This window comes from Dehalobacterium formicoaceticum, from assembly GCF_002224645.1.
In the GTDB taxonomy this organism is placed as follows: domain Bacteria; phylum Bacillota; class Dehalobacteriia; order Dehalobacteriales; family Dehalobacteriaceae; genus Dehalobacterium; species Dehalobacterium formicoaceticum.
In genome coordinates this window covers 2,042,250-2,054,782 of record NZ_CP022121.1, presented here as the reverse complement: position 1 = coordinate 2,054,782, position 12,533 = coordinate 2,042,250, and the positions used below count along the sequence as shown (strand labels likewise).

The 12,533-nt window shown below is 43.0% G+C and carries 11 protein-coding genes and 2 pseudogenes; 2 read left to right on the top strand and 11 right to left on the bottom strand.

Annotated elements, in window-relative coordinates:
* Window positions 1-195 precede the first annotated feature (195 nt).
* From CEQ75_RS09965 to saoT, 8 genes and pseudogenes are all read right to left on the bottom strand, one after another.
* Entirely contained in the window at window positions 196-852 is a 657-nt protein-coding gene (locus tag CEQ75_RS09965; RefSeq protein WP_089610277.1) for an ABC transporter permease subunit, read from the bottom strand.
* A 5-nt stretch (window positions 853-857) separates the two neighbouring features.
* The gene (locus CEQ75_RS09960; protein WP_198306719.1) at window positions 858-2,030 is read right to left on the bottom strand and encodes a double-cubane-cluster-containing anaerobic reductase; all 1,173 of its coding nucleotides are present in this window, start codon (window positions 2,028-2,030) and stop codon (window positions 858-860) included.
* 83 nt (window positions 2,031-2,113) lie between these two features.
* Window positions 2,114-2,446 (bottom strand): DsrE-related protein SaoD, encoded by a 333-nt coding sequence (gene saoD, locus CEQ75_RS09955; RefSeq protein WP_089610273.1) that lies wholly within the window; start codon window positions 2,444-2,446, stop codon window positions 2,114-2,116.
* Window positions 2,447-2,490: 44 nt separating this feature from the next.
* Complete coding sequence (gene saoA / locus CEQ75_RS09950; RefSeq protein WP_089610271.1) at window positions 2,491-3,363, bottom strand: ABC transporter ATP-binding protein SaoA; 873 nt, start codon at window positions 3,361-3,363, stop codon at window positions 2,491-2,493.
* 17 nt (window positions 3,364-3,380) lie between these two features.
* Window positions 3,381-4,178 carry an ABC transporter substrate-binding (seleno)protein SaoB gene (gene saoB, locus CEQ75_RS09945; protein WP_338031960.1) on the bottom strand — a complete coding sequence of 266 codons (798 nt, stop codon included), beginning with the start codon at window positions 4,176-4,178 and terminating at the stop codon, window positions 3,381-3,383.
* 26 nt (window positions 4,179-4,204) lie between these two features.
* Complete coding sequence (gene saoC / locus CEQ75_RS09935; protein ID WP_089610267.1) at window positions 4,205-4,723, bottom strand: Cys-Cys-COOH (seleno)protein SaoC; 519 nt, start codon at window positions 4,721-4,723, stop codon at window positions 4,205-4,207.
* Window positions 4,724-4,730: 7 nt separating this feature from the next.
* Window positions 4,731-5,834 carry an efflux transporter SaoE gene (gene saoE, locus CEQ75_RS09930; RefSeq protein WP_089610265.1) on the bottom strand — a complete coding sequence of 368 codons (1,104 nt, stop codon included), beginning with the start codon at window positions 5,832-5,834 and terminating at the stop codon, window positions 4,731-4,733.
* A pseudogene (gene saoT, locus CEQ75_RS09925) lies at window positions 5,831-6,031 on the bottom strand (thioredoxin-like (seleno)protein SaoT); the annotation flags it as partial. The pseudogene saoT and the gene saoE, both read right to left, overlap by 4 nt.
* A 325-nt stretch (window positions 6,032-6,356) precedes the next feature.
* On the opposite strand from saoT, the gene CEQ75_RS09920 reads away from it, so the two are divergent.
* Window positions 6,357-7,526: a double-cubane-cluster-containing anaerobic reductase gene (locus CEQ75_RS09920; protein WP_198306501.1), complete on the top strand. Its 1,170-nt coding sequence runs from the start codon at window positions 6,357-6,359 to the stop codon at window positions 7,524-7,526.
* A 124-nt stretch (window positions 7,527-7,650) separates the two neighbouring features.
* Here CEQ75_RS09920 and CEQ75_RS09915 read toward each other — a convergent pair.
* Window positions 7,651-8,001: pseudogene (locus CEQ75_RS09915) on the bottom strand (DUF2975 domain-containing protein); the annotation flags it as partial.
* Between the two features lie 342 nt (window positions 8,002-8,343).
* Here CEQ75_RS09915 and CEQ75_RS09910 point away from each other — a divergent pair.
* Window positions 8,344-9,732: a citrate/2-methylcitrate synthase gene (locus CEQ75_RS09910; protein WP_089610259.1), complete on the top strand. Its 1,389-nt coding sequence runs from the start codon at window positions 8,344-8,346 to the stop codon at window positions 9,730-9,732.
* Window positions 9,733-9,845: 113 nt separating this feature from the next.
* On the opposite strand, the gene CEQ75_RS09905 is transcribed toward CEQ75_RS09910, so the two are convergent.
* The gene (locus CEQ75_RS09905; RefSeq protein ID WP_089610257.1) at window positions 9,846-12,176 is read right to left on the bottom strand and encodes a xanthine dehydrogenase family protein molybdopterin-binding subunit; all 2,331 of its coding nucleotides are present in this window, start codon (window positions 12,174-12,176) and stop codon (window positions 9,846-9,848) included.
* On the bottom strand, window positions 12,163-12,531 hold the full coding sequence (locus CEQ75_RS09900) for a (2Fe-2S)-binding protein (RefSeq protein WP_338031959.1): 369 nt from the start codon (window positions 12,529-12,531) through the stop codon (window positions 12,163-12,165). Before CEQ75_RS09900 ends, CEQ75_RS09905 begins: the two co-directional genes overlap by 14 nt.
* Window positions 12,532-12,533 lie beyond the last annotated feature (2 nt).

Genomic DNA, 12,533 nt, shown 5'->3' with positions numbered 1-12,533 from the left:
AACCTAATAGGGAATACTTCCCTATTACTGTTTCCACCTTAACAGGACCGACTCAACAACGAGCAAAACCCTGTCTTGTAAGAATCCAAAAACCCCAGCCAGTATCATGTAGGCGATAACCTTCTCGGTTAACATCTCTAATTGCGCCTCCTTGATTAAATAACCAAAGCCGGAATTTGTTGCAATGAACTCAGCTCAGACAACGGACATCCAGGCATGACCCAGGGCAATTCGTATCCCGGTAATAAGTCCGGAAAGAGAACCGGGAAGCACCACATCTTTTACCAAATCCAAGGTGTTGGCGCCCATACTGCGGGCTGCATTGTAAAAATCACTTTGGATACTTTGCACCCCTGCTACCGTATTAAGAATGATTGTGAAAATTGCATTAAACGTAATCACAAAAATCGTGGGGCCGTCCCCTAATCCAAACCATATGATCGCCAGGGGCACCCAAGAAGTGGTGGGAATCTGACGTAGTGAGTTGATAAAGGGGGCGATGGTTTGCATGACCAGGCGCGAATAGCCCATCAGCATACCTAAGGGGAATCCAAAGAGTGTTGCATAACATACCCCAATTAAGACACGACGCATGGTGATGCCGAAGCTCCTAATAACATGCAGGTCTGCCAGGGCCGTAACTAATTCATATATAACACTTTCCAGATATGGGAAGGTAAAGGGTTTGTCGACCCTATGAGCTGCAAAATACCACATGGCAGCCAGAACCAGTAAGGCTATCACAAAGGAAAAATAGTAGCTTTCCCCCACCATATTTCGGAAATTACGTCTGTCTGTCATCTTGGTCGATTGCAGCATCCGATCCATATCTCTGTCTGCTTTATTAGCCATTAATGTTACATTAGTCTCCTTTCCAGGACCATTTCCAGAAATGCCTCAATACGCGTGCGTATTTGTCCCGCATCACCGGTAGAAAAATCCGTTTCGATGTGAAGATAAGGAGTATGGCATTTCTTGCAGACTTTTTCGATGTTACACGACTCAATACCAAAGGGCAAGCAGGAGTGCAGTGTAATATTAATCAGACCTTCCACCTGCCATTCTGCGATGGTTGCCTCAATCTGACTCATGCGATTGTGATTGGGAGACATCACCGCACATGGTACCTCCAAGTATTTTTCTGCAATGCAGGTAATGGGGTCTCTCTCGTCAGATTCATCGACGAGGCGTCGGCGTGAAACGATACCGCTGCAGCCCTCATAGCAAACAATTGCTCCCCCCAGTTCTTCAATAACAGCAATAGTCTTATCTACAACGCCCCCCAATCCGGCACCTGATATCAAAATTCGTGGTGGTTTTGCATTCGGTTTGTAAGGGCCATTGCCATTTTTCCAATTTTCTTCACATTCATCTAAAATCTGTTTGAGCTTTTCATATTTTTCATATTTATTGAACATATACTGTTCGCCATCCATCACATTGCGCATATCCAAGCCGGTAATGGCAGGTGGGTCATATCTGCCAAGCTCATAGATGCGTGCCGCCTGAATGCGCTCCTTATTGCACCACTTTATTGCTTCATGAAGTTTTTCATCTGTGATTTCCACATCAAATCGTTCTTCCAAGGCTTCCTTAAAATGCTTGATTTCCTTTACCCAAGCATCTAATGAGCGCTCTTTGTCCGGTACGTTGGGTAAATGAATGACTTGCATCGGTTTGAGCTTTCCCAGCAATTCATACATTTTCTTTTTCCCATCGCAGGTGGTTTCACCAACCACAACATCAGAAAAATAGGCATATGGACAACTATCTTCCAAGGCATGACCATAGCTTGCCTTGATCAGGGGACACAAATTTGCCGGTAAATGGGTCTCTGCTGTTGCGATGGGGGCGTTGCTCTTACCACAAAGACTGACTTTGTAAAGTCCGGCAGCGTAAATAACCTCTGCTGGGGCATACTGACAAAAGCTGCCGCAGATATTGGCACCGCTCTCCTTCAATTCCATGACCTTTAAAAATCCGTTACGCCGTGCCTCCGCAAATTCATCAAAACGTTCAGGTAATGTCATCAAACAATATCACCCCTTAAATCTTGTTTCATTATTTACAACCTAATTGTAAAAAAGGTAGGCATAAGCCCTGCCCTCTTTTACTAGAGAGTGATAACCTGATCAATGTTTGCTCCGCTCAAGGCAGCATACAAATTAGGGAAACAACCGATTCCAGCAGGTTCTATTAACTTGTCGTCAATCTCTCTTTGATAACAGCACCTATCACAAGCCATCAGAAGCATTCCTGACTTTTCGCTGATGGCCGACAGTCTCTTAGCAATATCGCTGTCCTTTTGCAGCATATATGTGTTATCAAAAAAGAACATCATACCTGCTACTTCAGCCCCATGGTCACCTTTCTCCAGTTGGGGAATAATCATGTTTTCCAGGATCTCTCTTGCGTAAACTGATTCAAATACATAGGCCACTCTCATTCTTTCTATCTCCTTTTTTATAATGGATTTGGCAATTATAACCTTTAACAATTTTCAAGCTTTTTGCTTTGATCTAGCCTGGTTGTTGCATCATCACTTTTATGCTCGTTCTTTTTTATGAAGTCCATTAGATCTTCATCCTCTTTATTTTTAACATCACCATTTAATGCTGATTTCAGTATTTCTGTCAATTGACTCATATAGTTATGATACATATCACAGTTCCTATCTCTGGGTCGGGGCAAATCAACTTTAATATCTCCTAAAAGCCTGCCATGATCCCTGGACATGATGATCACCCTGTCACTTAAATAAATTGCCTCATCCACATCATGTGTTACCATCAATACCGTCACATTTTTTTTCTGTAAAATAGTCTCCAATTGCATTTGCAGAAGCTTCCTCATTTGAAAATCAACTGCCCCAAGAGGTTCGTCCATAAGTAGTACCTGAGGCTCACAAGCCAAGGCACGAAGCAGGGCAACTCTTTGCTTCATGCCGCCGGATAATTCATGAACAAAGTAATTTTCATAACCTTCTAGCTGCGCCATCTCCAATAGTTCTTTTAGCTTATTTATCCTATCCTTTTTTGGTATCTTCCTCTTTTTCATAGGATACATAATGTTTTCTCCCACTTTCATCCACGGAAAAAGAGCATAGTTTTGGAATACAAAAGCCCTGTCCGGACCTGGTTTGTTAACCACATTCCCATTGATCAATATTTTTCCTCCATTATATTTCTGAAAACCTGCGATAATGGTTAGTGTTGTTGTCTTGCCACAACCGGAAGGACCGAGCAGGGTAACAAATTCCCCCTCCTCCACATCAAAAGAGATATCCTTTAATACAAGTTGACTTTTGTTTTTTTCTCTTTTGTTTTTAAATTCTTTTGTAATCCCTCTAACTGATATTGACATTTCATACACTTCCTAACTTATAATTCTAAGAATTTTAAGTTAACCATATCCCAAAATTCTTTGGTCATTCCCATGACTGAAATCATTGTTTCTTTTTTATTTAATTCTTCTACTGCTTTGTTATAACTAACAAGAAAATTATCAAAGGCTTCTGTATCGATTAAATCCTTTCGTACTATCAGGCTGTATGAAATATAATCCTCCTGAGAAATAGGAGCGAAGTTGTATTTCGATAATAGTGCCGCTTTGCTGACATCAATAGCCGCTATATCTATCTGCTTATTTTCTAAGGTATATCCCAATGCTGCCACGACCATTTCCTGAGTTTCCTTGATATTGGGGTAGCTTTTTCGTACCTGCTCCCAGATATGTTTTCGATCCTGGCCGATGCCCAGCACTTGCTGATCCACAATGTTACCCTTGTAGGCCAGCACCTCTGAATTCATGATGACCGGCCCATAAATTACAAAACGATCATTTGCTTTGACCATATGAATAGCTTTATGATTGCAGTAAAAGCCCATATCGATTTCGTCTGAGCTCAAGGCCCATTGGGAGGTATTACTTCAACAATCCAAGAACTTATAGCCCTCCATATTTAAATCATTATAAACAATCTCAGTTTTACTGCCTGAATCTCTACCAATCTTTCCAATCTGATCCAGAAGCAAACCGCTGGTATCATCACCTGCGCCAACACGTAAGACATTTCCCCGATCACTTCGACCGGTATCACTGGGCAGCAAGGAGATTGTGAAAAAAACAGCAATTAGAGCTGTGACCATGACAAAAAATATCCTCTTATTTATACTCATCTACTTCTCACTCTCTATCTATCTATTTAACAACAATCTGCCATTCCTTCTCCAAAGAGATCCTTGATTTCCCCATCGATCATACGGTAAACGGCATATCCCACCGCTCCTTCTTTTTCTCCGGTAATGATAAACTCCATTTCTGCCTCTTTGTCGATATTCTTGAACCGTATCGTCTGATTTTCTATGGGGGCCGGTATCTCAGGGGATATATACCAATGCCCCTCCCCTTTATCGATCAGGGCTGCCAGCCTGGTATGTTCATTTTCCCGATAGATGACCAGCAGATCCTGCAGTTGATCATCGGTAATGTCTTCCGCACAAGCCAAAATCACTTCCCGGGCAGGAAATTCTTCCTTGAAATACTGCAAGGCTCGGTTATCCTCCGGCACCATTACCGCAAAGTCTTTTCCTTCCCCTCCCATCCAGGCTGTTTGATCCTGATATTTTCTTTCTTCCCTGGCTTCCAGATATTGCTTTGCGGCAAAGGCCACCGCCACCACAATAATAATCGATAAAATATTTTTCAAGAATTTATTGTTCATATTCTCCTCATCTTCCTGTAGGCAGATGTTTCGCTGTTTCTCCTTTAATCAATTTAAATAAAGAGTATAATGCGTAAGCTACCAATATAGACGTACACGCATATTGCAACCATTCCGGCTGGACAAAAATCAGCTTATTGGCTGTTTCTACGGTTCGGGAGGTGGCATCAAAATCCAAGACTGGTTCAAAACCTGGCATTAACAAAAGGTTGGTAATATATCCGGCCACATTGGATAAAACCGCAAGGGTTATCAGAAAAATAATCATTGCTCTTTTGCCAATAGTTTTAGATATCGTCAAAAGCTCCGGAATATTTGTCGCCGCTCCTGCCATGAGAAAGGTAATAGCTACCCCCGGTGCCGCACCGCTGGCTACGATAGCTGCAATCATTGGAATATGACCAACCGCACACACATACATCAAGGCAGCAACAAGGGTGATGCCCAGGAGAGATATAAACCCGGGATTCCCTAAATAAGTCTGGATGAAAGATTGAGGGACGATGTTAAAAATCACCCCGGCGACCAAAAGGCCGGACACCATATATTTAGAAATGGTTACGGCCAGTTCCGTATAGGACCACTTCAGACCTGCTTTGATCTTTTCAAAATGTGAAGGTTCATCAAAAATAAGGGTTTTTCTTTCCGTCCCATCAGGCAAGTCTTTGATATGAAGTTCTTCTCCGGCAAATTTATTGCCAATGATTCCCACAATCACCGGAACCGTAAGTCCGGTGATAATATTAATAAGCGCAACTTCCTTCCCCAATAATCCCCAGGTCAGGATAATAGCCACAGGATTAAGCACCGGCGTGGAGGTCATAAATGCCAGGGTGGGGCCTAAATAAGCACCAGAATAATATAAGCTGATGCCCAAAGGAGTACTGCCACAGCTGCAAATGGGTACGGCCGTGCCGGCAATCGTTGTCCATAGAACACCGGAAAGCCTTGTGCTGCCGACACTGCTTTTGCGCATCCTTTCCGGACTCATATACGCATGGAATATTCCAGCAATACCAAAACTCACAACCATCCATACAGATGCACTGTTCAACATATTGATAGTAGAATAGAAAATACTGACTAAGAACTCCCAGAACTCCAGGATCAATCTTTTAATACCTCCTCAAATGCTTTTCGTATGGATTCCTTGCTTAACTTTGTTACTACTCTTGATTCATTGATGATCAACATGCTCTTGGTAGTAGGGCCATATTTTTTTATGTAATCAAAGTCTTCTCCGACTTTATAGATTGTTACTTTAATTTGTCCTTGATATTGTTCTGCGAGAGATTTCACGAATTCTCCGAATACTTCACATCAGGCACAAGCACTGATATATTCAATAAAAGGTTTGCTCATCGTTATCTCCCCCTTAAAATTTATTAATACAAATCCAAGTATTATTGCTTTAATCAATATAGCATACAGGAAATATTGGTTCTATATATATAGATAAATTTCATGGATAAGCATTCTTTTAAAGAAATATTTTATAACAGTTATTAAATATTTCGTATATAATTAGCAGGAGAGAGGTAGTAGATAAACAGAGTTCTTGGCATCAGGTGGAGTTTTTATTCCATCTGATGCCAAGAACTCGTTATACAGGAAAAGTATTAGGAGGTAAGTCATGTCAATCGTAAATTTGCCAAATAAATTTGAAGAATTTGCTGATGCCAGAAGGCAAGGATTTCTGAAGGTAAAGGAAATAAAAGAAAATGGAGGTAAGATAGCAGGCGTTTTTTGCACCTTTACTCCATCTGAAATATTAGATGCAGCAGGCATTTTCTCTGTGGGATTATGTGGAATGAGTGAAGAAACTATAATTGATGCCGAAACAGACCTTCCAAAAAATTTGTGTCCCTTGATCAAATCCAGTTACGGTTTTGCATTAACCGAAAAATGCCCTTACACTTATTTTGCCGATATTATAATAGGTGAGACAACTTGCGATGGAAAAAAGAAAATGTATGAGCTTTTAGGTGAAATCAAAGATACATATATTATGCAATTGCCTCAGGGGGTTGATAGAGAATATGCTCATAAAATGTGGGAAAGTGAATTACATCGTTTGATCAAGACCATGGAGGAAAAATTCCAAGTTGATATCACAGAAGAAAAGCTTAGAAAGGCTGTATCTCTCAGAAACAAACAGAGGAAAATATTTAACGAGCTTTTTGAATTGAGTAAATTGGATCCACCTCCAATCAGGGGCTTTGATGTGTACAAGGTGATTGAAGGCTCTGGCTTCAGCTTTGATGTGGAAGAAACCTGCATAAAACTTCGTGAACTGATAGATAACACAAAAAATGCTTATGAAGCCGGCGACAGACCGGTTGCCGCGGAAGCAAAAAGAATACTGGTGACGGGCTGTCCCATAGGTGGTGTTCTTGACAAGGTTGTAAATACTATTGAAAACAATGGCGGTGTAGTTGTTTGCTTTGAAAATTGTGGCGGTGTCAAGCCTGTAAGGCATCTAGTGGATGAAAATACAGAAGACATTGTCAGTGCAATTGCTGACCGCTATCTGAAAATAGGCTGCTCTGTCATGTCACCTAATCCAAGACGAATGGAAATGCTTCCTGAATTACTTAAAGAATTTAAAATTGAAGGTGTAATTGAAGTCATTTTACAGACTTGTCACCCTTATAGTGTAGAAACGAAAACAATCAAGGAGCTTGTTAATGATGCCGGGCTGCCACACATGTCCATTGAAACAGATTATTCAAAATCCGACCTGGGCCAGATTAAAACAAGAATATCTGCATTTATTGAAATGGAACCTGCCAGATGGCTTTAGGTGCCCGGGAAAGCACTGGATAACTTTAATTTCCCTTATTCATTTAATAGCCAGCTGATTGAAAACAGCTGGCTATTTTACTAATTATACTTAATAATATTAGGACAGTACCGAAAAATACTTGTTAGCGGGAGTATCTATAATTTTGTGTCAATTCTTTAAAAAGATACTCAAAGGCAAAAGGCAGTAACTTGTCTCTCTGAACGGGCCGGTGCCTGACAGACGGGTAGGTGCCTGACACCAACTTATTTTTCACCACACGGACGATCAATCCCATAAAGGCAGCGGCCACAAATACAAACATCCACGGTAAATAATAAAATGTAGAAATCAATGAAACAGCTGCTCCGACAAAACAACTCCAGGAAATGCGTCTAAGAAGCTCCACATTCTCTTTGATGAATACTTGCTCCCCTTCAATCCGGCCAAGTAACCTTAAGAGACTGTAAAGCAGATACGCCGCAGGAAAAAATCCCGGATAAAAATAATTCTTAAGACTGCTTCAGCAGAAACCAAAGCAGCTAATAATTAAAAACAGGAACGTGCATAACGCATGTCCCTGTTTTTTAAAATTCGATTGAAGCCCATTTTCGTTCCTGGCTGCGTAATTCAATGTACTTCATGTACTTTTATTATAGCACTCCATTTTTTAAAAAAATATCCACCAAACCAGAATAAATAAATATGCAATGTCTGGGATATAGTACAATATGACCAGGCAAGCCAATATGGACGCAAATCACAAACAGTTTCCCAAAAAGAGTTTATAATGTATAATTAAAGATATCTTGAAATAATGAAAGGCGTGAATCCATAAATGACCAACCGTTTCTCACAGATAACTCCTGAAATATCAGAATTTTCGGCCTTGTTTGAAAAAAATAGTAAAATTGACCCGAAGCTTTACGATAAATACGATGTAAAGAGAGGACTTCGTGATTTAAAGGGCAAGGGTGTGCTGACAGGATTGACGAAGATCTCGGAAATCGTCTCATATGAAATTGTTGATGGAAAAGAAAGCCCCTGTGAGGGGAAACTTTATTACAGAGGTATCGATGTAGAAAAAATAGTGGCAGGCTTTTCAAAGGAAAATCGCTTTGGTTATGAAGAGGTCGCTTACTTATTATTGTTCGGTGAGTTGCCTGATGTTGGCCAACTAGACAAGTTTAACAGCGTTTTGGCTGACTATCGATCCCTGCCGACAAGCTTTGTACGTGATATTATTATGAAGGCTCCCAGCAAGGATATGATGAATACACTGGCCCGAAGCGTGTTGACGATGTATTCCTACGATGATCATGCCGATGACACCTCGCTGCCTAATGTATTGCGCCAATCCCTGCAGTTAACGGCGCTGTTTCCCTTGTTGTCTGTGTATGGATACCAGGCTTATTGTCACTACCATGACAATAAAAGTCTTTTTATCCACCCGCCTCAAGCCGAATTATCCACCGCCGAAAATATTTTGCACATCCTGCGTCCGGACAGCCAGTATTCTCAATTGGAAGCAAGGATCCTAGATTTATCCCTGGTATTGCATGCAGAGCATGGCGGAGGTAATAATTCTGCCTTCACCACTCATGTGGTAACCTCCACAGGGACAGACACTTATTCGGCTATTACTGCGGCACTTGGCTCTCTTAAAGGGCCCAGGCATGGCGGTGCTAACATTAAGGTTGTGCAGATGTTTGAGGACATGAAGGATAACATATCCGATTGGACCGATGAAGACGCCGTTGCCGACTATCTCGGCCGGCTGCTGGACAAACAGGCATTTGACCGTGCTGGCTTGATTTACGGGATGGGACATGCTGTATATTCCCTGAGTGATCCTCGTGCCAACATGCTTAAAAAATTCGTGGAAAGTCTTTCCAAAGAAAAGAACCGTGTCGAAGAATATAATCTTTATGCGCTGGTCGCAAGGCTGGCGCCGGGGATAATCGGGGAGAAACGGCGAATTTATAAAGGTGTCAGCGCAAATATAGATTTCTACAACGGCTTTGTCTACAATATGCTCGATCTGCCCTTGCAGCTGTTCACCCCATTGTTTGCCATTGCCCGCATAGCCGGGTGGTCGGCCCACCGCATGGAAGAAATCGCAAATGCGGGCAAAATTATCAGGCCGGCTTATAAGTCAGTTTTAGAGCAGCGGGAATATATTCCTCTGGAGAACCGTTCTAAAGGCTCAATTAATAAAAAGAGTTGAAGAGTGGCTAAAAAAGACCGGGCTAACGCCCGGTCTTTTTTAACGCCTATCTATTCAATATCCATAAGGCGAGCTGGAATTAATCAGGACTTTCGCTATGAGGGAATTAGCGGTCACCTCCCCTTTTGCTCCTTGATTTTTTTATAAACTCTTTCTGGGGTCATGGGGATCTCGGTAAAACGTATGCCGATGGCATCAAATACTGCTGTCGCTACAGCTGGTGCCGTAGGTACCAAGCCACATTCTCCTACACCCTTGGCGCCAAAGGGGCCGGTGGGATCAATGGATTCCACATACATGGCATCAATCTCCGGAATATCCATGGCGGTGGGCAGGAAATATTTATGGATGCCGGTGTGTTGAGGTTTACCTTTATCGTCCACAAGAATTTCTTCTCCCAGGGCATAACCGAGACCCATTACCACGCCACCTTCAATTTGTCCTTCCACAATTTTGGGATTGATAGCCCGACCTACGTCATGGGCGGCTGCTACCTTAATGATCTGGATCACACCGGTTTCCGTATCTACCTCTACCTCTACAAAGTGTGCATGCCAAGGCGGAGCATTAGCCGGAATGATACGACCTACACCGATAAATTGTTTATTTCTCAGATGGGCATAGTAGGCCAGATCCTTAAGAGTGATACTTGTGAACTTGGCGTTCCCCATTTTACAGGCATCACTGCCGTAGCAGATGCCAAAGGGCTGTCCTTGAATATGGACCATACCTTCTTTGATATCTAATCGTTCTGCCGGTGTATCTAAAAGATCCGCCGCATATTCTAATATTTGTTGTTTAGCATCTTGCGCCGCGGCAATAACGGCTGTTCCGGCGGCATACAGGGTGCGGCTGGCATGGCTGCCAATATCGAAGGGAGTGGTAAGAGTATCGGCAAAGGTCATATATATTTGCTCCATGGAAATACCTAAAACTTCGGCTGCTAACTGGGGCAGGGTGGTGGTTGTGCCGGTACCGATATCCGGAACACCGGAGGATAACAATACGGAGCCATCCTGCTGTATCGTGATTAAGGCATTATCATAGTCGACACAGAAGGGCCAGGAGTTGCTGACATGGGTACCTACACCCATACCGATGCCCCGACGTTTTGTGTCTCCCGGTTGATTTAATTTACCCCTTCTTTCCCAGCCGATACTTTGAGCGGCTTTTTCCATACATTCCATAAGCCCGGTGGAGGAGCAAGCATAGGGCAGGCACCAAGTGTCTCCCACCTGCATAATGTTTTTCCGATGGAGCTCTAAAAGATCCATGCCTAATTTTTCTGCCATCATATCTACCATGGATTCAATGGCAAACATGGCTTGGGGATTTCCAAAACCTCGCATAGCACCGGCAGGGGTGCGATTCGTATAGACGGTATATCCCTGATAACTTTGGTGGGGAATGCGGTAAACAGACAGACCCATTGCTCCCAGGACTCCAGGTACCTCTCCCCCAAAGCTGCAGTAGGCGCCGCCGTTCAACCTTGATTGAAGCTGAATGGCATGAAAGGTACCGTCTTTTTTGGCACCTAGCTTGATGGTTACGTAACCCCCGTGTCTGGTATCCGAAGCGATAAAATCTTCTTCACGGGAATAGACTACTTTTACCGGATGACCGGAAAGCTGTGCCAGGGCAACAGCTATGGGTTCCGCTTTGGCGCTGAGACCAATACGGACGCCGAATCCTCCCCCTACATAAGGGGGATTAAGGACACGAACCTTACTCTGGGGGATACCAAAGATTCCGGCTAAAATCATTTTGCTGGGGTGGGGTGTTTGGGTTGTGGAATAAACTGTAATTTCTCCGTTGGTGCCCACACGAGCTACTGCAGCCTGGGTTTCTAACTGAACTTGTTTTTGCACCGGAAGCTTAAATGTTTCTTCAAGAACCAGATCGCATTCGGCAAAGCCGGCCTCTGTATCCCCCAGTTGAATATTGACAATCTCCCCGGAAATATTTTTCCCGGTTTTGCTTTCATGAATGATTGGAGCATCTTCTCTGATGGCATCTAAAGGATCAAAAACAGCAGGTAACAGCTCATACTCTACCTTGATCAGCTTCAGGGCTTCCGCGGCTGCCTCCTCGCTGACTGCGGCAACAGCGGCGACCTCATCTCCCACATAGCGCACCACCTGATCAAAGATATATTGATCCAGCACCGGTGTGAGATGAGGTACGGTAAAAGTCATGGAAGCAGAAGTATTAAACAATACCCGGGGGGTATTTTCCCAGGTGGCGACAGCTTTGACGCCAGGATATTTTTCTGCTTCCGAGGTATCAATTGATAAAATTTTGGCGTGAGGATGGGGACTTCTTAAAACCTTACCATGAAGCATGCCGGGTAAATTCAGATCGCTGGAAAAGGTGGCCGTTCCGGTGACCTTTTCCAAAGCATCATTTCTGCGAATATTTTTCCCAACGATATTAAAGGTTTGCACAAGAATCCCTCCCTTTTTGGCACTTTACTTCTTCATTTTTTGCTTTTTCTATTTCTTCAGCCGCTCTTTGGATGGCCTTCTCAATTTTCACATAGCCTGTGCAGCGACAGATATTTCCGCCGATCGCTTCCTTAATTTCTTCTGAGGTAGGGTGAGGTCTATGATCCAACAAGGCCTTGGCAGACATGATCATCCCCGGGGTACAAAAGCCGCATTGGACTGCCCCTTCATCCATAAAGGATTCCTGGAGGGGATGCACCCCATTCTTAGGAGCAATCCCTTCAATGGTTTCAATCACTGAGCCAAAGGCCTTCATCGCGGGGATCATACATGAGTTTACGGCAATACCGTTCATAA